At 58.8% G+C, this 22080-nt stretch carries 21 protein-coding genes and 3 tRNA genes; 15 read left to right on the forward strand and 9 right to left on the reverse strand.

Annotated features, from left to right (window positions below; genetic code table 11):
- Positions 1 to 357 precede the first annotated feature (357 nt).
- The 6 genes from ACYVI2_RS10890 (at position 358) to ACYVI2_RS10915 (ending at position 3515) form a co-directional block, all read left to right on the forward strand.
- Complete coding sequence (locus ACYVI2_RS10890) at positions 358 to 1044, forward strand: pentapeptide repeat-containing protein (RefSeq protein ID WP_415819978.1); 687 nt, start codon at positions 358 to 360, stop codon at positions 1042 to 1044.
- Positions 1041 to 1784, forward strand: a complete 744-nt coding sequence (locus ACYVI2_RS10895) for a DUF3540 domain-containing protein (protein WP_415819977.1) — start codon at positions 1041 to 1043, stop codon at positions 1782 to 1784. Before ACYVI2_RS10890 ends, ACYVI2_RS10895 begins: the two co-directional genes overlap by 4 nt.
- 27 nt (positions 1785 to 1811) lie before the next feature.
- Entirely contained in the window at positions 1812 to 2198 is a 387-nt protein-coding gene (locus ACYVI2_RS10900) for a DUF4150 domain-containing protein (protein ID WP_094838170.1), read from the forward strand.
- Positions 2199 to 2244: 46 nt separating this feature from the next.
- Complete coding sequence (locus ACYVI2_RS10905) at positions 2245 to 2736, forward strand: DUF3592 domain-containing protein (RefSeq protein ID WP_415819976.1); 492 nt, start codon at positions 2245 to 2247, stop codon at positions 2734 to 2736.
- Between the two features lie 235 nt (positions 2737 to 2971).
- The gene (locus ACYVI2_RS10910; RefSeq protein ID WP_415819975.1) at positions 2972 to 3253 is read left to right on the forward strand and encodes a BrnT family toxin; all 282 of its coding nucleotides are present in this window, start codon (positions 2972 to 2974) and stop codon (positions 3251 to 3253) included.
- On the forward strand, positions 3240 to 3515 hold the full coding sequence (locus ACYVI2_RS10915; protein ID WP_415819974.1) for a BrnA antitoxin family protein: 276 nt from the start codon (positions 3240 to 3242) through the stop codon (positions 3513 to 3515). Before ACYVI2_RS10910 ends, ACYVI2_RS10915 begins: the two co-directional genes overlap by 14 nt.
- A 32-nt stretch (positions 3516 to 3547) precedes the next feature.
- On the opposite strand, the gene ACYVI2_RS10920 is transcribed toward ACYVI2_RS10915, so the two are convergent.
- Positions 3548 to 5110, reverse strand: coding sequence for a DUF1963 domain-containing protein (locus ACYVI2_RS10920; RefSeq protein WP_415819973.1), 1563 nt, complete (start codon positions 5108 to 5110; stop codon positions 3548 to 3550).
- A 156-nt stretch (positions 5111 to 5266) separates the two neighbouring features.
- Between ACYVI2_RS10920 and ACYVI2_RS10925 the strand changes: the two genes are divergently transcribed.
- Positions 5267 to 6892: a DUF6892 domain-containing protein gene (locus ACYVI2_RS10925; RefSeq protein WP_415819972.1), complete on the forward strand. Its 1626-nt coding sequence runs from the start codon at positions 5267 to 5269 to the stop codon at positions 6890 to 6892.
- Between the two features lie 113 nt (positions 6893 to 7005).
- On the forward strand, positions 7006 to 7461 hold the full coding sequence (locus ACYVI2_RS10930) for a hypothetical protein (RefSeq protein WP_415819971.1): 456 nt from the start codon (positions 7006 to 7008) through the stop codon (positions 7459 to 7461).
- A gap of 113 nt (positions 7462 to 7574) precedes the next feature.
- Here the strand turns inward: ACYVI2_RS10930 and ACYVI2_RS10935 are convergent.
- Positions 7575 to 7651 (reverse strand) — tRNA-Met (locus ACYVI2_RS10935).
- A gap of 225 nt (positions 7652 to 7876) precedes the next feature.
- On the opposite strand from ACYVI2_RS10935, the gene ACYVI2_RS10940 reads away from it, so the two are divergent.
- Positions 7877 to 8038, forward strand: coding sequence for a hypothetical protein (locus ACYVI2_RS10940; RefSeq protein ID WP_415819970.1), 162 nt, complete (start codon positions 7877 to 7879; stop codon positions 8036 to 8038).
- A gap of 29 nt (positions 8039 to 8067) precedes the next feature.
- On the opposite strand, the gene egtB is transcribed toward ACYVI2_RS10940, so the two are convergent.
- From egtB to ACYVI2_RS10965, 5 genes are all read right to left on the reverse strand, one after another.
- Positions 8068 to 9375, reverse strand: a complete 1308-nt coding sequence (gene egtB, locus ACYVI2_RS10945; protein ID WP_415819969.1) for an ergothioneine biosynthesis protein EgtB — start codon at positions 9373 to 9375, stop codon at positions 8068 to 8070.
- A gap of 43 nt (positions 9376 to 9418) precedes the next feature.
- Entirely contained in the window at positions 9419 to 10378 is a 960-nt protein-coding gene (gene egtD, locus ACYVI2_RS10950; protein WP_415820021.1) for an L-histidine N(alpha)-methyltransferase, read from the reverse strand.
- A 100-nt stretch (positions 10379 to 10478) separates the two neighbouring features.
- The gene (locus ACYVI2_RS10955; protein WP_415819968.1) at positions 10479 to 12185 is read right to left on the reverse strand and encodes an FMN-binding glutamate synthase family protein; all 1707 of its coding nucleotides are present in this window, start codon (positions 12183 to 12185) and stop codon (positions 10479 to 10481) included.
- Between the two features lie 80 nt (positions 12186 to 12265).
- Positions 12266 to 13546 carry an arsenic transporter gene (locus ACYVI2_RS10960; protein ID WP_415819967.1) on the reverse strand — a complete coding sequence of 427 codons (1281 nt, stop codon included), beginning with the start codon at positions 13544 to 13546 and terminating at the stop codon, positions 12266 to 12268.
- Between the two features lie 117 nt (positions 13547 to 13663).
- The gene (locus ACYVI2_RS10965; protein ID WP_415819966.1) at positions 13664 to 14605 is read right to left on the reverse strand and encodes an AEC family transporter; all 942 of its coding nucleotides are present in this window, start codon (positions 14603 to 14605) and stop codon (positions 13664 to 13666) included.
- 108 nt (positions 14606 to 14713) lie between these two features.
- Here ACYVI2_RS10965 and ACYVI2_RS10970 point away from each other — a divergent pair, with 108 nt between their 5' ends.
- On the forward strand, positions 14714 to 15154 hold the full coding sequence (locus tag ACYVI2_RS10970) for a GNAT family N-acetyltransferase (protein WP_415819965.1): 441 nt from the start codon (positions 14714 to 14716) through the stop codon (positions 15152 to 15154).
- 74 nt (positions 15155 to 15228) lie between these two features.
- On the opposite strand, the gene ACYVI2_RS10975 is transcribed toward ACYVI2_RS10970, so the two are convergent.
- Positions 15229 to 15313: transfer RNA gene (locus ACYVI2_RS10975), tRNA-Leu, on the reverse strand.
- Between the two features lie 185 nt (positions 15314 to 15498).
- On the opposite strand from ACYVI2_RS10975, the gene ACYVI2_RS10980 reads away from it, so the two are divergent.
- Entirely contained in the window at positions 15499 to 16308 is an 810-nt protein-coding gene (locus ACYVI2_RS10980; protein WP_460490305.1) for a tRNA-uridine aminocarboxypropyltransferase, read from the forward strand.
- A gap of 41 nt (positions 16309 to 16349) precedes the next feature.
- Here ACYVI2_RS10980 and ACYVI2_RS10985 read toward each other — a convergent pair.
- Positions 16350 to 16434: transfer RNA gene (locus ACYVI2_RS10985), tRNA-Leu, on the reverse strand.
- Positions 16435 to 16605: 171 nt separating this feature from the next.
- Between ACYVI2_RS10985 and rnr the strand changes: the two genes are divergently transcribed.
- From rnr to ACYVI2_RS11005, 4 genes are all read left to right on the forward strand, one after another.
- Positions 16606 to 19083 carry a ribonuclease R gene (gene rnr, locus ACYVI2_RS10990; protein WP_415819963.1) on the forward strand — a complete coding sequence of 826 codons (2478 nt, stop codon included), beginning with the start codon at positions 16606 to 16608 and terminating at the stop codon, positions 19081 to 19083.
- A gap of 242 nt (positions 19084 to 19325) precedes the next feature.
- The gene (gene rlmB, locus ACYVI2_RS10995; protein ID WP_094821769.1) at positions 19326 to 20063 is read left to right on the forward strand and encodes a 23S rRNA (guanosine(2251)-2'-O)-methyltransferase RlmB; all 738 of its coding nucleotides are present in this window, start codon (positions 19326 to 19328) and stop codon (positions 20061 to 20063) included.
- Between the two features lie 127 nt (positions 20064 to 20190).
- Positions 20191 to 21432, forward strand: coding sequence for a cystathionine gamma-synthase family protein (locus tag ACYVI2_RS11000; protein WP_415819962.1), 1242 nt, complete (start codon positions 20191 to 20193; stop codon positions 21430 to 21432).
- A 367-nt stretch (positions 21433 to 21799) separates the two neighbouring features.
- Positions 21800 to 22072 (forward strand): HU family DNA-binding protein, encoded by a 273-nt coding sequence (locus tag ACYVI2_RS11005; protein WP_003812968.1) that lies wholly within the window; start codon positions 21800 to 21802, stop codon positions 22070 to 22072.
- The last annotated feature ends 8 nt before the right edge of the window (positions 22073 to 22080 follow it).

The following is a 22080-nucleotide window of genomic DNA, read 5'->3' on the forward strand; positions in this document are numbered from 1 at the left end:
GTACAGCAGCAGTTTCTATCTAAAGTGAACGATGGAGAATCCATCGAGGGTTTTCTATGGAAAGACCTGCATTGGCAAGGGATCGAATGGCACGGTGCGGAAATCCGGAAGTGTATTTTTGAGCACAACAGATTTATCGGGATGGACTGGTGGTCATGCCACGTGGACACCGTCGTGTTCGCCGGTATCCGCTGGTCGGAAACAACGCTCAGAGATTGCGTATTTACGAGCTGCAGATTTGTGAATTGCGTTTTTGAGAAAACGACTTTCAGAGCACATCAATTTGTCGAATGCGCGTTTGATGCCTGTGTATTCACTGAGTGCCAATACCTCGAGGGGGCGCTGGCCAATTCGCCCATGCTGGATCTGAACATAGAGGCCTCTCGCATAGAAAAGCTGGTCGTGACCGGCAACCATCAGGTGAGTCTGCGGTTCAAGGACTCGACCTTTGCGCATCTCGTTTTGACGGACTTTGATTTCAAGTATCTGGCCTTGGAAAATACCGCCTTCACGAATCTGATTGCGCTGGAATGCGTCGCGAAGAACTATAGCTTTCAAGGCGTGCAGTTGATTCAAAGCCAGTTTACGGACAGCGATATGGCGGGCAGCGATTTCTCGCACGCGAATTTATCTCAGGCTTGCTTCAAGGGGTGTGGATTGCAGGAGTGCCGATTCGATCGTGCAGATATGCGCCAGGCCCTGATCATCGACGCCAATGCGGCTCAGGCAGTTTTTGCGGGTGCGCAGCTAGAGTGCGCTAATTTGTCCGGCACCAACGGCGAGCGTGCTGTATTCCGTGGCGCCAATATGACGATGACGGCACTCAACCGCTGCAATCTGCAGTATGCGGATTTTTCTGACTGCAGCATGGAATTCACGGATTTCTCGTACGCCAATATCAGTCATGCTGATTTTCGTGGGGGGCATTTCATGCGCAGCAAACATCATGCGGTGATTGATGACGGGACTCGTTATGGATCCAAGCAAGGCATTCTCCCGCCCGATCATGAATTATTGCGTGCTGAACAATGGGTGAAATTATGATGAATCATCGTCAACCGGATAACGACGTGCAGGTCGGTCTCGACGGCGCGGCGGGTAATCAGGTGGGGCGGCCGGATCCGTTGCAGCCGCTGCTGCAAAAGAGGGCGAATTCGCTCAATGCCGATACGCATGTTCATAGCGCGTTTCTGGTCGAGGCGCATGACCATGCCCTTTTTACTGTCAGCAATCGCGAACACGGACGTCAATATGAGGTCAAGCGCGCGGCGAGTTGCCTGCTGTTGCCCGCGCCGGGCGACAAGGTCCTGGTATCGGGCGATGCTGCAGGCGGGCTATATATCATTGCCGTGCTGGAACAACGCACGGCCGGCAGCATGACCTTGCAGGTGGATGGTGCGCTGACCGTATCCGCAGACGAACTCTCGTTGCAGGGCAGCCAACGTCTCGCGATGAATACGGAAGACTTTAGCCTGGAGGCAGGTTCAGGGGCCGTGGATGCGAAAACCTGGGCGGTCAAGAGCCATTACCACATGCTGGCCAGCGTAGAACTCAACGTCGTGGCGACGACATCCAAATATAGCGGTGACCAACGAGAGTCGTATTACCGGTCGGTCACGGAAACGGTGGGCCAATCGTCACGGTACGTGGCAGGCACTGATATGGTCAAAGCCATCAATCTGGACTATGCCGCGGAGTTCATCACCCGGCTCAGCGGTAATACCACGCTCATCAATGGCGAGACCGTGGTGAAGGCTGACGGCAAACAAATTTTGGTGGGCTAGCAGTCAACTCCCGCAAAGGAAAACGTCATGTTTGCGAATGCACAGTTTGGCGGAATGGATCTGGGTTTCCCGGATGTATGCAAGACTCCTATTCCCCCGATTCCCTATCCGAATATTGCATTAGGGCCGCTGACTATCCCCATCGCGTTCAATGTCTTGGCCGGTGGCGGGCCATGGCATAACCTGATGAGCGTCCGTCCGTTGACGATGGGTGATACGCCGGGTATTGGGTTGGGTTTGGTTTCACAAACGGTGATGTCCCGGCAGCAGCATGTCACGGGCGCATTTACGGTTATCGTGAGAGGGACGCCGAGTACGCGGGTAACCAGTATCGGTCCGGCAAACCTCATCAATTGTCCGCTTTCATGCCGCATCGTTCCCAGCCAGCTGAAAGTGCTGGTGTGTGCGCCTTGATGAATACGCACGGGTGCGGTGCGATGGCTATCACGGATGCTTCGCTATGACCGAGACTCTGATTTCGTTATTCGTGTGGATGACGGACGAGGTATGGCCGTTTCCCGTTTTTATTCTCGTTCTGGTGTCCGCTGTATTGCTGATTGCCCGGCTGATGCACGTGCCTCAATCCAGCAAGGCGCTGCTCGCCGTACTGGTGGTGTTGATGCTTTTCATCCCATTTGGCACGCCAGCCGTGCTTATTTTTGGCTCCAGCCTGACCGCGCCATTGATCTATCACTACGGCGTCCCGGGGCAGGCGGTAATCGTCTCCAGCGAGGAGACCAGCAATATCTATAACAACCAGCCTGTAGAGCGTTATACCGTCGAGCTGCAAAAAGCCGATGGGCAGAAGATAGCAACGCACTTTGATAGTTCTGACTTCAATATTTACCCGGCCCGAAATCAGGTGCGCTATCCGACCGTGGGCCAACCGTTCGCGGTGCGTTATCTGACCAGCCGCCCCCAGAGTTTCGTGATTTTGCTCGACGAACGGTAGGGGCTCTATGGGAATAGGTGCGCTGATGCCGGGGAGGACAGGGCGTTGATCCTCTTTGCAGGATTGGTCTGGTTTGGACGTTTTGCTGGATAAATAACCAGATATTTGGTTTGACGTGGATAGTATCTCGGGGATGTAAACCAGATGCGTCTACCGATTCCAGATCGATGCGACTCTCGCGCAAGTGATAGTGCCGGCCCACGAGTCGATAGCGCTGCACCAGCGGCATTAATGTATGTACAATAAATATGTGCGAATCACATTCGATCCCGCAAAGGACCTAGGCAACCAACGCAAGCACAGTGTGTCATTGTCTGAGGCGAGGGAGTTCGAGTGGGACGAGGCATTGGTGCGGGAAGATACGCGCCGTGAGTATGGTGAGTGCCGTATGATCGCCTTGGGTTACGTCGGCGCGCGCTTGTATTGCGCGATATATGTTGACCGTGACGATGGGCGTCGAATCATCAGTTTGCGCAAGGCAAACTCTAGAGAGGTAAGACTTTATGCCGAAGCTTAAACCTGGGACTATCGTTCCCACACCGGAAGAAGACGAGGCTATCGACCGTGGAATTGCTGCTGACTCCGACACTTATGAATTGACTGCTGCCGACTTGAAACAGATGAAAAAGGTGGGGCGACCGAAGGCGACTACGACGAAGGAGCGCATTACCATTCGACTGTCGCCAGATGTCGTCGATGCGTTTCGTGCGGAAGGTAGCGGCTGGCAAACTCGGATGGACGACGCCCTGCGTCAATGGCTGAAAGAGCATCGGGCGTAGTTAAAGGAAGAATGCCGGAGGCTGTCAGCCCCTCAACCTGATTCAACGAAGGCAAAGGCTCGCGAAAAATCTCCCTTCGCGGCGTCCTGGCGGTGGATCATGAAGACGTAGTCGCCGTAATCGGAAAAACAAAAATCAGCCTCGCCACCCGAGGCAAGCTTGATCAGGATGAACCACGCATCGGGCGCCGCAATGTCGGCCCAGCCTTGCTTTGCCGCATAATCAGCGGCCAATGCCTGGAGGCTGGATAGTTCTCGCACGCCGGTGATGCCGAACATCTGGTGTTGTGGGCCATCGCCGACCTGGAAGTTTTCCTGGATCGCCAATGCAAAATCAGATGGGTCTTCAATACCTGACTCCGCATAGACTTGCGGATTATTGATGCCAGGGAGCCCAAACGGCGTGCTGAGTGAGTGTTCGATCCGTAACAACTGTGCTGATCGGCTGAACTCATATTCAGAGGCAAATACCCTCACCGCTAGGCCATCGCGCTTGAATGTCATGCGCCCGTTCTTGTCCGTGTCGACTGACAATCCATCTACGGAGAGCCCGTTTGCGGTGAATTGTTTACGGTTGCTGTCCCAATTCACCATTCGAAATGCCGATTCCGTTGAGTTCCGGGCATCGTCCGACAGGGCTTGGGCCATGAGTTCAGTGCCTGGCGGCGTATAGTGCACCAGCCAATCGTTGCAATCCGTGCCGCTGAAAAAGAAGAGCAGTCCGGCCCCTGGCAGGTTTTCCGGGCGCTCGGGCAGGTCGGCCAAATCAATCTGCACCAGAAAATTCAGGTAAAAGCCGCTGGCATCGCGCGGCCAGTCCATGTTTGCCGGTAAGTCAGGCCCGCCGCCGATGCGGCTGCGTCCCGTCTCGCCGGGCACGGCCACATCAACCTCGGTCAGCGAAAGGGTCGGCATCACGATTTGGCGCAATGCGTCGCGTTTGTCGGTCAGGCCGGCAGCAGCTACCGCTTTGTCAAAACGCATTTCTATATCGGCAACAGGCGCTTTGGCGCGGGCGGCTTTTGCCGCCTGTTCAAATGCTTTTTGCTGGGTGCGGTTGATGGCGGACAGTTCGTCCATGTTCTTTTTCATGCGGTCAAACATTGCCGCTTTTTCTAGCTCAGCGGTTTCCCGCGCCGTGTTTGCGGCGTCGCCTGTCAGCTTGATCTGGATGGAGCCCAGCAAGCGAATGAAATCCGTCTCGATGAGGGGAAGATCAATATCGCTGGCCATGGCGGTTGCGTGATACCACGTGGCGCCGTCGGCTGAAACGAGCAGCGCACGCAGCCGGTACCAGTCTCGTTCCTCTTCAGTTTCGTAATCCTTGAGACGATCCTTGATCTTGCTTATTTCACCGGCCATGCCGCAGAGGGTGATTGCAGTTCGTTCGACGACAGGGCCATTGTCCTTCAACGTATCCGTGAGCCAGTCTTGCGGCGACGGGTCCTTTTCCGCAGCTGTCGTCCACACGCTCATCTGGGGGGAGAATGCGGTCTCTGGGTGACACCTCAGTCCAATCGACCCCGCGAATATGCGGACCGTTTCAAACATCGGATGGATGTCGATGGAAAATTCCGAGGTTTCGGCTAGTTTCATACTGAGGCTCGCTCCTCGCATTGGAAGGCTATGCGTATGCTAAATCAACGGAAAAGGCCGCGGACTATGGTGTGTCAAAATTCGTATCGGCATTTACCTGATAATCTGGGGCGTGGCTGATTATCTCTTGTTCATTTTCTATGGGCCTTGGAAATCATGATAACCCCGACGAACGAGACTCTGGAAGACAGCCTGGCAAATCTGGCCGGACTGCACGCCGACGATTTTCGCGGGGTCTTTAAGGTGCAGGAAGCCTGGGCGCGTCTGATCCAGAGCGACCCGGCTGTTCTGGAACACCTGTACGCCCGCTATCTGGCGATCTTGCGCCAATGGTTGGCGCAAGGGTACAGCGCGACCGATAGGGTGGAGGCATACAAATTTGTCCTGGCGTTTTCCTCGTCGCGCTATCTGTCTATGCGTCGCACCGAGGCTTGGCAATTGCTGCGCGAGGCGCATGCGGAGCATATCGAGTTGATCCGGCAGGCGTTGGTGCGACCGGATGAACTGATCTCGGCGCGGCATACCCGCACTAATACCGGTCACTGGGGCGACATTGTCGAATCCATGTTGGAGATGTATTGCTGGCATTTACCGTATGGCGAACAGGACGCTGTCGTGGCCGAGGCGGCACAACTGGTTCCCGCGTTGTACCGCACGTTTCCAATGCAGCAAGGTTTCATGCTGCCTGGGCTGTTGATGCAACATCCCCATGCAGTCCGCGAGGCCGCCGGGTTGCTACGCTTTTATGCGCTGGACCGCGGGAATCTGCAAGAAGGCCCGATGCCCAGCATCGCGCTGGACTTGCTAGGCCATTATGCCGACAAGCGAGATCCCGCTCATGTGCAGGCTGGCGCTATTTTGGCAGGCGCGCTCGACGATTCTGCGCAATGGCCGGATGCGGTGGCAGGCGCCTTTGTCGAGCGGATCATTCTCTATCCGCTGGGCATCGAGACCTATACGGTGGAGCAGGCTGCGGCGAAGCTGCGCGCCAGTATCGAAAACCAGCGGCGTATCTTGGCAGAGGACCGCTACGAAGCCAGCATGGGGATCTCGGCGCAGAGTGCGCGTGAGCGGGACGAACAATACCTGAAAGACTATGAGGCGGAATTGGCACTGATCGAAGGCGACTTCGCTCAATGGAACACCCGGCGCCGCCGCAAGGCCGTGCAGCGTGTGGCCGTATCGTCACTGACCCGCAAGGCGCTCAAGGCCGCGGCTGCCAAGCTGCCTGTTGGGCACAGGCCTACTGTCCAGGGCTTGCTGGACGAGGCGGCAGACTATGCCGCACGGCCCAAGCGCTTTCCTATGCCCAAAGCCGCCGACAACCGTTTCAAGGATTTCGGCCTGAAGCTGTTGGTGATCGAAGAGCTGATGTATCGGCAGAAGGTGCTGGAGCCATGCTTCGATATCCACGAGTTCGCGCAGGAATATGAAAAGCGGGAGATCTCGGTAGAGGCCGATGGCTATGCCATCATCCCCGAGGCAGAGCGATATTTCCGCAATCTCGCTGTTCCCGACAATTTGCTGGCCCAGGTTGAGCGACTGCATCAATCGAGCGGTCTGGACGGTGGTCCCTCATTTCTCGATCATCTGTTTCCGTTCTGGGATCCAGGCGTGGGTGATGAGCCTATCTCCGTGACCGTCAAGGCCGCGGACGATCTCGCGTTGTTGCCTAATCTGAAGCGTATCAGCGGCCTGGAAAACAGTCGGCCGGGTCCCAAACTGCTAAAGGCACTCGCAGCGCGAGGTATTGAGTTGCTGGACGAAGAGGGTGCTGAATAGCCGGTCGGGCAGGGCCGTTGAGTTCGAAGCTCCGGAAATATTCGTTTCGCATCGTCACAATGTTGATTACACGTGTTGCTACACTCGACGACTCCTTTTGAAGGGTTTATCACATGTCTCGTTGGCTATATGCGGTTCCATGCGCGCTCTTGGCGTTTTCCATTCCCGCTTTTGCTCAATCGGACCGGCAAGTCGTCGAGAGCATGGTGACCCGGTCAGCCAATGTGTGTCCCGGCCATAGTGCGGACCGCACAACGCCCACGGTGAGCGCCGTGCCTGTTGGTGCGTTGCGCGTGATGCTCGACCGCGGCTTGGTAATGTGTCCAGATCGTCGTCTGGACAGCGATGCGCCAGCGGTGTTCTACGGACGCGTAGGCGTGTTTGAGTGGAATCCCGAGGTCAAGGAAGGCACGGCAGTCATCGTGCAAAAGATTGATGCCATGACCCGAAAGGATGAGTATCCGCAGGAGACTTTGGTCTGGGATGCCAAGGGCAATGAGCTCAAACAACGCACTGTCCCGGCATTCGAAGCAAAGCCAGGTGCTGCTGTGCTTTATCGGATTCAATAGTCGAATTGATTGCCGCAGTTTGCTATGTGACTAAGGCGCCTCCCCGTTTATGGGGTAGAGCCGTAGAGCCCAAAACAAAAGGCCCACAATCGCTTGTGGGCCTTTGAATTCCTTGGTGGCGCATCCCTGATTCGAACAGGGGACCTGCGGATTATGATTCCGTCGCTCTAACCGGCTGAGCTAATGCGCCTTTGCATCTGAGGCGGCCAATGATGTCGGCTGTGCCCCTGCTGCAATCTCGCGAAGCGTCGTGCTAAGCAAGAACGAAATTCTAGCATGAAAATTTTTACGTATGCAAATCGGAATGACCTAAAAGAAAAAAGATTCCTCTAGCAAAGGTCGTTACAAAGTGGCCTGCCTGGTTTCATTGTTTGGCAATACACTTGCGTCGCCTCAAATTTTCGGAAATATGTTGATGAAACTCCTCTGTACCTTGGCCGTACTTGCCGGCCTCTTGGGCGGTTGTGCGGTTTACACACCAGACGGCGCCGTGATCGTGGATCCGCACGGTGTGGGTGGTGGCGGCGGTGGTGGTGGATTTTGCCCGCCGGGCCAGGCTAAAAAGGGCAACTGTTGATAATCGGGTGATGTAGGCAAGCTCGTTGCCTACACATCCCGCGACAGCCGTATCCCTGAAAATTGCCAGCGCGCCTCGGGCGGAAAGAAGTTCCGATACGACGGTCGGATATGGCTGGCCGGCGTTACACAAGATCCGCCGCGCAGCACATATTGATTGCACATGAATTTGCCGTTGTATTCGCCGACTGCGCCAGCGGGCGGCGCATAGCCGGGATAGGCATCGTAGGCGCTGCAGGTCCATTCCCAGGCGTCGCCGAATAGCTGTGCGGGATTACCGCCAGCAGGGACAGCGGACGCAGCGATGGGACGCAGATGTCCGCTTTCCAGCAGATTGGCGGCCAGGTTGTGATCGCTCGGCATTTGCTGCGCAGCATGTTCCCATTCCGCCTCGCGCGGCAATCGGACACGTGCCCAGCGTGCATAGGCATCGGCTTCGAAATAGCTGACGTGCGCGACGGGCGCCTGGGGTTCCAGGGGGCGCAGGCCGTGCAGCGTGTAAATCTGCCAATCGTCCTTTTGCCCTTCCCAGTACAACGGCGCGCGCCATTGTTCGGCGCAGACGCGATCCCAGCCTAATGACAACCACAGATCGGGGCGCCGATAGCCGCCATCACGAATAAACTCGAGATATTCGCCTTGTGTGACGAGGCGGTCGGCCAGGTAAAAGGGCGGCAATAGAACGTCATGGGCAGGACTTTCGTTGTCAAAGGCGAATCCTGACGTTTGATGGCCGATCCGTGTGCGGCCGCCTTCGTAGCGCACCCACCCCGGCGGCGCACTCGTCCCGGCAGCGGCGTCGCGGTGCGGCATGTAGGGTGGTTGCAGCGGATTCAACGATAGCGCGTGTTTGATATCGGTCAGGATCAATTCCTGGTGCTGCTGTTCGTGATTCAGGCCCAGTTCCACTAATTGATCAAAGACGGGATCCGTACCTGCCATACGGATGAACAGGCGGCGCATTGCCTCATCGATGACATTGCGATAACGCCAGATATCGTCCAACGGTGGGCGCGACAGCAGCCCGCGCTGAGGGCGCGGATGCCGGGCGCCGATGGTGTTGTAGTACGAATTGAACAGCATCCGGTACTGGGGATGAAAGGCCGGCCGGTCAGGCTGAAAACGGCTCAGAATGAAGGTTTCAAAAAACCAGGTCGTGTGTGCCAGATGCCATTTCACGGGACTGCAATCAGGCATCGACTGTATCTGGCAGTCTTCGGGGCTGAGTGGTTCGGCGAGTATGCGGGTCTGCTGGCGTACTTGCTCGTAGCGAGCGGCCAGCGCGCGTGCGGGGTCTTGGCGCGTCATGGGATGGGTCAGCAGGCAGGCGGGGTCCATGAAAAGAAGGGCTCCTGTTCTGTCGCAAGTGGCATGCCCACGGTCAGGCACGTGCGCTGAATACGGAAAACCATCCGCACGCGTCCGACCAGTGTTCTACGTGCGAAAAACCGGCACGCGTCAAGAGATCGCGAAAACCTTCGGGCGTGTATTTGTACGAATTCTCGGTATGGATGCGTTCGCCTTTGCGAAACGTTCGATGTGCTTGGGGCCAGTGAATATCCACGTCGGTTTGAGCCTGCAGATGCATCTGAACCCGGGCATGGTCCTCGTCATAATGCGCGACGTGTTGCCAGTGCCGTACATCAAAGTCGCTGCCGAGCCGTTGATTCACATGGCGCAGTAGATTCAGATTGAATGCTGCCGTCAGATGCAGCGCGTCATCGTACGCCGGTTCCAGAACGTGGCGTGATTTGACGCGATCGACACCTATCAATAGGCCGCCGTCATCGCACGATTGCCGAATGCGGATCAGCAGCGCCAGCGCGCGCTCGGGGTCCAGGTTCCCGATGCTGGAGCCAGGATAAAAAAACAATCGGCCAGATCGGGGGATGGTGTCGGGCAGCGTCAGTTCATGATGAAAATCTTCACCGATCGGCGAAACGTTCAGGTCGCGGTAAGTGTTTTTCAAACGCTGTACGGCGCTATGCAGATACTCCACCGAGATATCGATGGGGATGTACATCTCGGGACGCAATGATGGAAATAGCTTTTCCGCTTTGACGCAGTCGCCGGCGCCCAGATCAATCAATGCGCTGACTTTGCCTGCATGCTGGGCGATGTCCGTGGCATGATCACGCAATATCTCAGCTTCGCATCGAGTGGGGTAATACTCGGGCAGTTGAGTGATGGCGGTGAACAGGCTGGATCCCAGTGCGTCGTATAAGTATTTCGGATCGATGTGGGCAGGGCGAGCCAGCAGCCCCGCCTGCAATGCCTCGATAGCCTGCGGGGGGGCGTGATAGAGGGGCGCCAGATAGTCGGATGGCGTCCCGGCGAGCATGCTGCTGGACTGGAACATGGGATGGTTCCTTGCAGAATTGCGTTGCGCGAAGCCTATTGTGGCCTATCCCCCCTTTGCGTTGTCAAGCCTTGCGTGTGTATTACGGCGTCGCCGGTACGGCAGCATTTGGCGTGATCGCGGCAGGGGCCGTCGTCGCGTTGGTCTGAGCCAGGTGTATGGCGGCCAAAGCGGCCGTCACGTCGTGTGCGGGTTTGAACGAATCTGCGCGTGCCATCGACCAGCCCACTCTGAAGACGGTGTGGCGGAATTCGCCACGCAACAGTTCCCCCGGCTCCAGTTCGGGAAATAAGGCGGACAGCAGACGAACCTCGCTGGGCGAGATGCGGCGGGCGATGTGATGCGGGCGCAACTGGTTGGGGTGCGTCAGACCGGCGGCTTGTAATAGCTCGGCCAGGGCGTGCAGACTGTTGCGATGAAAATTCGCGGCGCGTTGCGCCTTGTCGGGGACGACGAGGGCGCGTTGGCGCGCAGGATCCTGGGTGGTGACACCGGTCGGGCATTTGTCCGTGTGGCAGGCCTGTGCCTGGATGCAGCCTACCGCGAACATGAAGCCGCGCGCTGCGTTACACCAATCGGCGCCCATGGCCATCACGCGGGCCATGTCAAATGCGGTGATGATTTTGCCCGAGGCGCCCACGCGGATACGATCACGCAGATTGACGCCGATCAAGGTGTTATGCACGATGCGCAGGGCTTCGCGCAGCGGCGTGCCGACATGATCGACGAACTCGACGGGCGCTGCGCCCGTGCCGCCTTCGGCGCCATCGACGACGATGAAATCGGGCGTAATGCCGGTTTCCAGCATGGCTTTGACGATGGCGAACCATTCCCAGGGATGGCCCATGCAGAATTTGAATCCGACGGGTTTACCTCCGGACAGCTGGCGCAGCCGCGCCACAAACTGGAGCAGGCCGATAGGCGAATCGAACGCGCTGTGGCTGGAGGGCGAGTTGCAGTCCTGGCCGATAGCCACGCCGCGGGCTTCGGCGATTTCTGCCGTGACTTTGGCGCCGGGCAAGATGCCGCCATGGCCAGGCTTGGCGCCTTGCGACAGCTTGATCTCGATCATCTTGACCTGCGGCGTACAGGCGTTGCGGACGAAGGCCTCTTCGGAAAAGGCGCCATGTTCGTCACGGCAGCCAAAATAGCCCGAGCCGATGTTCCACACCAATGCGCCACCCGGCTGGCGGTGATAGCGGCTGATGCCGCCTTCGCCGGTGTCATGCGCAAAATTGCCTTGGCGCGCACCCTCGTTGAGGGCGAGAACGGCATTGGCCGACAGGGCGCCGAAGCTCATTGCCGAAATATTGAACGCCGACATCGAGTAGGGCTGCTCGCAATCGGGGCCGCCGACTGTGACACGAAAGTCGGGGTCGTTGATCTGTGCAGGGACCAGGGAATGGTTGATCCACTCGTAGCGGTCGCCGTACACATCCTCCTGGGTGCCAAAGGGCCGCTTGTCGACATCCTGCTTGGCACGCTGATAAACGATCGATCGCTGCGCGCGCGAGAACGGGGCGGCGTGTGTGTCGTCTTCTAAAAAGTACTGGCGGATTTCAGGGCGAATGAATTCGAACAAAAACCGCAGATTGCCCAGTACGGGATAATTTCGCCGGATGGCGTGGCGGGGCTGGATCAGGTCGTAGATACCCAGTAGTGTCAGCAATGCCAACGGTATGGCTGCCCAGAGCCAACTGATGGAGACCCATAGGGTCAGCGCCAGTGTGACGAGGGTGCCCAGCAATACCAGGGTGAATGTCGTATATCTGCCAATGATCCAGCTCATGCCATGCTCCGGGGCGCGCGAATAGTAGGCAACCATAGCAGGGATGGTTGGCTGTCGGCTAGTCGCATTGTCACCAACGACTATTGCAGGCGCAATGCCAATGCCATCAAGGTGACCAGCAGCACAGGCAGCGTGAGGACGATACCGACCTTGAAGTAATAGCCCCAGGTGATACGCAAGCCCTTGCGCGCGAGCACGTGCAGCCAGAGCAGGGTGGCCAGACTGCCGATCGGTGTGATCTTGGGGCCCAGGTCGGTGCCGATGACATTGGCGTAAATCATGGCGTCGCGAATGACATCGGTCGCCGTTGTGTCGGCAATCGCCAGTGCGCCTACCAGCACGGCGGGCAGGTTATTCAATACCGAGGCCAGGAGGGCTGTTACCAGACCTGTGCCCAGCGAGGCCGCCCAGACGCCATGGTGGCCGAAGACCTCCAGCAATTGCGTCAGGTAGGCCGTCAGGCCCGCATTGCGCAGTCCGTAGACGACCAGGTACATGCCCAGCGAGAACACCACGATATGCCAGGGAGCCTCGCGCATGACCCGGCGTGTACCGACGATGTGTTGCTGGCCGGCGACCAACAGCAGTACCAGTGCGCCAACGGCTGCGATGGCGCTGACGGGGATGCCCAGCGGCTCCAGGATGAAAAATCCCGCTAGCAGCAATACCAGGACCGCCATGCCGACGCGAAAGGTGGTGCGATCGCGGATGGCAGACTGTGGAGGCGGGATTTGCGCGACGTTGTACCGCGACGGAATCTGTTTGCGGAAATAGAGGAACAGGATCGCCAGCGATGCCGCGACGGCGGCAAAATTGACCGGGACCATGACCGATGCGTAGCGATCGAAGCCGATGCCGAAAAAATCGGCCGACACGATATTGACCAGATTCGACACCACAAGCGGTGTGCTGGCGGTGTCGGCGATAAAGCCTGCCGCCATGACAAAGGCCAGTGTTGCGCCCAACCCAAAGCCCAGCGCCAGCAGCATTTCCATCACGATAGGGGTCAGGATCAAGGCGGCGCCGTCGTTGGCAAAGAGCGCGGAGACGGCTGCACCCAGCAACACAATCAGTGCAAACAGCCAATGGCCTCGCCCGCCACCCCAGCGGGCCACATGCAGCGCAGCCCATTTAAAAAAACCCGCGGCGTCGAGAATGATGCTGGTGATGATGATGGCGATAAAGGTGGCTGTTGCATTCCACACGATGTGCCAGACGGCAACGACGTCACTCGGTTGTACGACGCCTGTCAGCAGCGCAACCACGGCGCCTGCCGAGGCGCTCCAGCCGATGTTCAGGCCTCGAGGCTGCCAGATGACCAGGATCAGCGTGGCAATGAAAATGGCGGCGGGCAGCAACATGATGGACGGTATTGGATGGTCAGGGAATGGCGGCGAATCGTCAGGAATGCGCAGTGTGGTGGGCCGGGTGAAGCTTCAAGCGATGAGGCGACAGATTCGATGCATGCGTTAAGTGCCTCAATGTAGAGGCTGTTTACTGATCCACGCCACCAATAATGAAACTGTGATCACGGACAGTATCGTCGACAGCAAAATCGCGCGCGATGTGGCGCGGGCGTCGCGCCCATAGAGTTGGGCCAGCATGAATGGTCCGGTGCCTATCGGCAGAGCGCTCATGAGCACCGCGCTCCAGGCCCATAGCGGTGGTGCGGGAAAGAGCCAAAAGACGAGAATGGCTGTGGCTGCGGGTTGCAGCAGCAGCTTGCCGGCGACGAGTTTGCCGACGGCCCGGTGATCGCCGCCGGGCGTTGCTTGAGCCAGAAACAGCCCTATCGTCACTAATGCGCAGGGGCTGGCCGACGCGCCCAATAATTCGACATAGCGATCGATGCCCAAGGGCAGGGTCAGGCCCGATAAGGCCCAGGCCAGTCCGGCCAGAGGGGAAATCAATAAGGGATTGCGGATCAGCGCCCGGGCGACCTTGAACAGTGTCGTGCCCAGGCTGCGATCCCGGTGTTGATCGAATTCGATCAAGGCGATGGCTGCGCCGAACAGGACGCAAGCCGTCATCAGGGTGCAGATGATGGCGGGCGCCAGGCTGGCCGGCCCCAGCAATGCCAGGCATAACGGAATGCCCATATATCCCGCATTGGCGTACGAGGCAGCCAGGCCTTGGATGCTGAGATCGGTCAGGCGGAGATCGTGCCGGCGCGAGACCAGGCAGGTGATCGCAAAGGTGATGGCGATACCGCCAGCCACCGACACCACAAAACGCCAGGACATGAGACTCAAGTCGGCTTGCGCCATGGCGCGAAACAGCAGCGCGGGCAACGACAGATAGGCGACGTAGCGATTGAGCGCGTCTGTCGCCGCCGGACCGAGTACGCCGCAGCGGGCCGCCAGCCAGCCTGTCAGGATGAGGGCGAATACCGGCAAAGCGGCGGTGACAACGGCGTCCATGGTACGGGGCGGAAAGAAAGAGCGGACATTCTACTGTGGCTTTATCATTAGCCATGCGGTGGTATGTCCGCCGGGTTTATGTTTTATGAGCAACGCAGGAGAATCGTCATGCCTAAACCGCTTCCTATCCGTATTGTCTTGGGAACCTGGGATCGCCTGCGTGATGATGCGTATCTCGTTCGCCACGAGGTCTTTGTGGTCGAGCAGGCCGTGCCGGTCGAGGTCGAGTTGGACGATGATGATTCGTTGTCAGTGCATGCCGTGGCCTACGGGCCGGACAATGTGCCGGTGGCGACGGGGCGTTTGTTGCCCGATGGGCACATAGGCCGTATGGCGGTGCGCAAGTCGGCCCGTGGGACGGGGGTGGGTGGCCAGGTGCTGGATGCGCTGATTACCCAAGGGCACGGCGACGGACACCGGATGCTGCTGTTGCACGCACAGACGCATGCCCGTGGGTTTTATGAGGCACACGGCTTTACGGCCGAAGGCGAGGAATTCATCGAGGCGGGTATCGCGCACGTTGCCATGACCCGCGCACTGGGCAACTGAAAAAGAAAAACCCCGATGCGGTTAAGCAATCGGGGTCTTCGGCGCACCGCGAAGGTAAGTCGCAGTGTAGTAATTGGTGCCCAGGAGAGGACTCGAACCTCCACACCTTGCGGCACATGGACCTGAACCATGCGCGTCTACCAATTCCGCCACCTGGGCGCTGTTGTTCTGGCACACTGTTGCCAGTGCGTTTGAACATCAGAGGACGCGCATTATGCACACTTTTTTTGAAGTGTGCAAATGGGTGGGCAAAATAATGTGAAAATTGCCGCCCTTAACGGACAGGGCCAGAGTGGCGATGGGTTCAGCCTGCACGTCAGGCGAGGGTATCGATATTGATGGCGGTGAATGAGATTGACGAGAGCGGGCATGCAGGCAGCGGTGGCGCGGATTTTGCGCCGGTGAACAAGCGGCCCAAGTGCGAGCGTTGTCGGCGGCCGATGGCGCATTGTTTGTGCGCGCTGATTCCCACCTTGGATAGCCGCACGCGTGTGCTGGTGTTGCAGCATCCGGATGAGTCGCGCCATGCACTGAATACTGCCCGGCTGGCGGTGTTGGGCCTGCGTAACGCGGCGCTGCATGTGGGGCGGCAGTTTGATGCGGCGCTCTGGAGCTCTGGGCAGTACGAACCCTTTTTGCTGTTTCCGGGTGAAGGGGCGCGGGTCTTGGTTCGCGGGGTTGCTGTCCGGGGCGGCACGGCAAGGGCGGCAGCGCGAGGTGCGGCTTTCGATGTGGAGAGGGGGGGTACGCATGCGGCCGCCGCCGAGCCCATCGGACCAGGCTCTCGCCTTGGTGCAGAGGCGCGTCCTGTTTTACTAGTGGTGCCTGATGGCACCTGGCGGCACGCGCGCCATTTGCTCGCGACGCATTCCGATCTGGCGGCGTTGCCACGTGTGACTTTGCCAGACGGCATGACGACGCGATACCGGGTACGTCATGCGGGAGACGCGACGGCTCTGTCCACTATTGAAGCGATCGCCGCTGCTCTGGATGTGTTGGAGGCGCCGCAATCGTTTGCAGCATTGTTGGCGCCGTTCGAGGCCTTGGTCGCCACGCAGATCGCCGCCATGGGGGCCGAGCGTTATGAGCGGCACCACGTGAGGCGGGAGGGCAGCCGTGAGGAGCGCACAAAAACAAACCCCCGGGAACCATAAGGCTGCCGGGGGCGTGCGACGATCGAATCGTCTGAATTCCGTGGTGCCCAGGAGAGGACTCGAACCTCCACACCTTGCGGCACATGGACCTGAACCATGCGCGTCTACCAATTCCGCCACCTGGGCACTGTGCAAAATTTTACGGGTTTGTGTGATACGCTTCGAAGAAATAGAGACGTATCAGCAGTTCCCAGACCAATTAGTGTTTTAAACTTTAAATCACCGCTTGGTTTTTGCTACAGTGATCAGCCTAGGGCAGACCACAGAAGCAAAAGATTATATACAGGATTTTAAACTTTGGCAAAACGATCGAATAAAGATTCCAATAACAATAACAACGGCAGATCCGGATCCGTCTTGCCCGAACCCCCCCCAGACTTTGATCCCGATGTGCCGAGCCGAGAGACCATTCTCAAGGCGCTGCGCTCGGCCGGGTCACCCCTGTCGCCGACCGAGCTGGCCGAGCGCATGGGCGTCGAGCGGCCGGCGACGCTGGTGGGATTCGAGCGCCGCCTGAATGCCATGGAGCGCGACGGTCAGCTCATGCCCAATCGCAAGGGGGTGTTGCTGCTGGCCACCAAGCTGGATTTCGTGGCTGGCAAGGTGCAGGGTCATCGTGACGGTTTTGGATTTTTGTTGCGCGACGATGGCGGGCAGGATTTGTTTTTGTCCCCACGCGAAATGCTCAAGGTCCTGCATGGCGACCGTGTACTGGTCAAGCCGTCGGGCGAATACCGGGGCAAGCCTGAGGGCGTGATTGTCGAGGTCATCGAACGCCGCACCAACAAACTGGTGGGGCGTTTCCTGCATGAGCATGGTTTGTCGATTGTGGTGCCGGAAGACCAGCGCATCAAGCATGACATCCTGATCCCGCCGGGCGACACCAACGGTGCCCAGCACGGCCAGGTCGTGTCGGTCCAGATCATGGAGCAGCCCACGCGCCATACACAGCCGCTGGGCCGTGTCTTTGAAGTACTGGGCGAGATCGATGATCCTGGCATGGAAATCGAGATCGCGGTGCGTAAGTTCGACGTGCCGGTGGATTTTTCCGAGGCGGCCGCCAAACAGGCTGCGCGGTTGCCGGACGTGGTGCGCAAGTCCGATCTGAAAGAGCGGTTCGATCTGCGCGACGTGCCGCTGATCACCATCGATGGCGAGGACGCGCGGGATTTTGACGATGCCGTGTACTGTGAGCCGGTTGAACTGGGCACAGGCCAGCGCAAGCGTCCGGGTTGGCGTTTGCTGGTGGCGATTGCCGATGTCAGCCACTATGTGACGCCCAACGACGCGTTGGACGATGATGCGCTCGAGCGCGGCACCAGTGTGTATTTCCCGCGCCGGGTCATTCCCATGTTGCCCGAGTCGCTGTCCAATGGTTTGTGTTCGCTCAACCCGAACGTGGACCGATTGGTGTTGGTCTGCGATATGGTGATTCCGGCGACGGGGGCCAAGGCCGGTACGATTTCGGCCTATCAGTTTTATAACGCCGTCATTCATTCGCATGCGCGCACGACCTATACCCAGATCTGGGAGGCCCTGCAGCAGCCTGGCGGTCCGGTCGCAAACAGTCTGAGTGCGGTGATGCCGCATGTGCGCCATTTGCACGAGTTGTATCTGTTGCTGGTACAGCAGCGTAAAAAGCGTGGCGCCATTGATTTCGATACCGTCGAGACCAAGATCGTCTGCAACGAACTGGGCCGGATCGAACAGATCGTGGGGCTGGTGCGTAACGACGCCCACAAGCTCATCGAGGAATGCATGCTCGCCGCCAATACGTGTGCGGCAGATTTCATGACTCGCAGCAAGCACCCCGGGCTGTATCGGATTCACGAGGGCCCGACGCCGGAGCGTCTGACATCATTGCGTGAGTTCTTGCGCACGATGGGGCTGTCGATAGGCGGCGGGGATGCGCCGACGGCCAAGGACTACGGCGAGTTTCTGGATTCGGTGCGCGGCCGTCCTGACTTTCAACTGTTGCAGACCATGTGTCTGCGCTCGATGCAGCAGGCGATTTACAGCCCGGATAACGTCGGCCATTTTGGGTTGGCGTATCCGGGTTATAGCCACTTTACGTCACCGATCAGACGTTACCCTGACTTGCTGACGCATCGCGTCATCAAGGCGCTGCTGGCGGGCAAGCGTTATGTGCCGGGCCTGGAAGACCAGCCCCTGGTCATTGGCCGCACGCAACGCGAACACGAACATGCGACCTGGGAAAAACTGGGCTTGCTGTTGTCGGCCAGCGAACGTCGTGCCGATGAGGCCTCACGCGATGTCGAGGCCTGGCTCAAGTGCTGGTTCGTCAAAGAGCGTGTGGGTGAGGATTTCAGTGGCACGGTGACGGGCGTTGCCAGCTTTGGCATATTTGTGACGTTGGATACCCTGCACGTCGAGGGGCTGGTGCACGTTTCCGAGCTGGGAGGCGAGTATTTCCAGTTCAACGAAGCCTTGCACGAGTTGCGTGGCGAGCGCACGGGCCTGCGGTATCGTTTGACGGACAAGGTGCAGGTCCAGGTTTCGCGCGTCGACCTCGAGGCACGCCGTATCGAGTTCCGCCTGGTCAAGGGTACGAGCTTTGACGCGTTGCGCAAGGCGGCATCGCGCAATCCGGATGAGCCGCGCAAAATCAAGAAGGCGGCGGCTCCCAAGCCCGCCGCCCTGAAAGGGCAGACCGCCAAGCAGCGGCGCGCGCAAGCGAAAAAAGAGGCCAAACCCGCTGCGCCGGCGCAAAAGCGTTCCGCCGTCAAGAAGGCACCGGCGCGCGGGCGTCGTTGAGTGTCGCCGTATGGCCCCGACCGCGGGGCCTGCGCGCCGGCAGTATCTCTCCGTATACATGTGATGGGCCATGGCCTCGCGGGCTCGCGAGGCCTCGTTGGCCGGCCGGTTGCCGTCATGGTTGCGCACGCTGGCGAGCCACGCAGTAACATGACGGTTGCGCCAGGTGATGCATAGGCATTCAGCCCGGCGGGCAGGCGCGTTGGCGCCGGCCTTTCTTTACGCATATAAGGTGAATATTCATGGCGTCAGCCCAAGTCCTGGCGGGGTTTCACGCGGTGGTGGCGCGACTGCGGCACGCACCCGAATCCGTCAAAGAGATCTACGTCGAGGCCTCGCGCCGCGACAAGCGCATGCAAGGGCTTATCGAGCAAGCCGAACGCGCAGGGCGCCGCGTGCATCCGGTGACAATGGAACGGCTGGACGGTCTGGCGCGCGGGACGCGCCACCAGGGCGTGGTTGCGCTGGCCGAGGAACGGCTCTTGGCGGTGGATGTCGACGAGGTATTGGATACCATCGAAGGCCCCGCGCTGTTGCTGGTGTTGGACGGGGTGACTGACCCGCACAATCTTGGCGCATGCCTGCGTACAGCCGATGCGGCAGGCGTGCATGCAGTGATTGCGCCGCGTGATCGCGCGGTCGGGCTCAACAGCACGGTGCAGCGCGTGGCGTGCGGTGCGGCGGATACGGTGCCTTACATCACGGTGACGAATCTGGCCCGGACCTTGCGCGCGCTGAAAGAGCGTGACGTGTGGGTGGTCGGTACGGATGATCAGGCGAGCGAAAGCCTCCATGCCGTTGATGCCCGCCGTTCCATGGCGTGGGTGATGGGCGCCGAAGGCGAGGGGATGCGCCGCCTGACGCGCGAGACCTGCGACCAGTTGGTGACCATTCCCATGCTGGGCTCTGTCGAGAGCTTGAACGTCAGCGTGGCCAGCGCCGTGTGCCTGTACGAATCCGTGCGGCAGCGGCAAGCGTAAACTTTGTGCGTGACACGCAAGGTGACTGTCGGGTGTTCCCGGGTCCTTTGCGCACTGCTTGGAACGGCTGAGCCAAACTCAGCCCGGCGTGCCGTCATCGGCCATTTACTTTTTTCTGTCATTCATCATGCATAAGAACGGCTTTACTACTACGATTCTTCATTCTGATCGTCGCCTGTCCGTCGAGCACGGCGCTGTGCATAAGCCTATCCATACCTCGTCCGAGTTTGCCTACGCCGATGCGCGCGAGCTGGCGGCGGTGTTCCAGGGCAAGGCGGGCTTTACCTATGGCCGCCAGGGTACGCCGACGACCACTGCGCTGGAATCGAAAATCACCCACATGGAAGGTGGCGTGGCAACCGTCTCGTTTGCCACGGGGATGGCGTCGCTGGCTGCGGTGTTTTCGACCTTGTTGCGCAAGGGCGATCATCTGCTGTCCAGCCAGTATGTGTTCGGCAACACGAACAGTCTGTTGGGCACCCTGATTGAATTGGGGGTCGAGGTCACCTATGTGGATCCCACCGATCTGGATCAGGTGCGTGCGGCATTGCAGCCCAATACGCGCATGGTGTTTACCGAGACGATCGCCAACCCAGGCACCCAGCTGGCGGACCTCGCCGGTATCGGCGAACTGTGCCGCGAGCGCAATCTCGTGTATGTCATCGACAATACCTTGACCTCGCCCTGGTTGTTCCAAGGCCGCTCGGCCGGTGCTTCGTTGGTGATGAACTCCTTGTCCAAGTACATCAGCGGTCACGGCGATGCGCTCGGCGGATCGATTACGGACACGGGGCTATACGACTGGGCAAGCTATCCCAACATTTACGATAGCTACCGCAAAGGTCCGTCCACCGGCTGGGGGCTGCTGCAGGTCAAGAAGAAGGGTCTGCGCGACATGGGGGGCACCCTGTCGGCCGATTCTGCGCATCGCATTGCCATCGGCGCCGAAACGCTGGCGTTGCGTATGGCGGCGCATTGCAGCAATGCGTTGGCGCTGGCGCAAATGCTCGACGCCCATCCCGGCGTGACCAAGGTGCATTACCCCGGTCTGCCCACCCACCCGCAGCATGAGCGTGCGGCAGCCTTGTTCGGTGGCCGATTTGGCGGGCTGCTGGGCGTAGAGCTGGCAGACGGAATCGATTGCTTTGATTTTCTGAATCATTTGCAGATCGTGCTCAATGCCACCCATCTGGGCGATACCCGCAGCTTGGCGCTGCCGGCCGCGCACACGATTTATTATGAAATGGGTCCCGAGCGTCGTGCCCAGATGGGTATTGCGGACAGTCTGATCCGAGTGTCCGTCGGGATCGAGGATCAAGCGGATCTGCTGCACGATTTTGATCAGGCATTGCAGGCTTGCATGGGCTGAGACTGGCGCGCCCGATGGGCCGCGCCGTGGATTTGCAGCGTCTTGCGGGATTATTGCGGAAATATGCGTAGATTGGATGCTTATTACGAAAACACCTGGGAGCTAGTATCCACGCGGCTTACAGCGGAGCCTTTCCCCTTGACGCCGTCGCAACGAGAGGCCTAATATGTTCCTGCGTCGCTGATGTTTTAGCACTTTCTCAGGTGCGAAAGACATCCGCGACGTAGCAATTTTGCCGTTGCGTTTGGCAGGGCACTGAGATATGCGCAGTGCCCAAGAAGCATATCTACCTCCGTTTGCTGGCACCTTGATTGTTCTGGTGTCGGCGCGCATCCGACAGAACCAACACCTTGAGGGGTAAACCTGAATGAACAAAACCGAACTCATCGATCATATCGCCAGCAAGGCCGATATCTCCAAAGCTGCCGCCGGCCGTTCGCTTGATGCCCTGATCGGTGCCGTAAAAACCACGCTCAAAAAGGGCGGCACAGTGACGCTGGTTGGCTTTGGCACGTTTGCTGTGTCGGCGCGCGCTGCTCGCACGGGCCGTAACCCTCGCACTGGCGAGACCATCAAGATCAAAAAGGCCAAAGTGCCGAAATTCCGTCCGGGCAAAGCCCTGAAGGATGCCGTCAACTAATCGACGGT

Source organism: Bordetella tumbae (genome assembly GCF_054780995.1).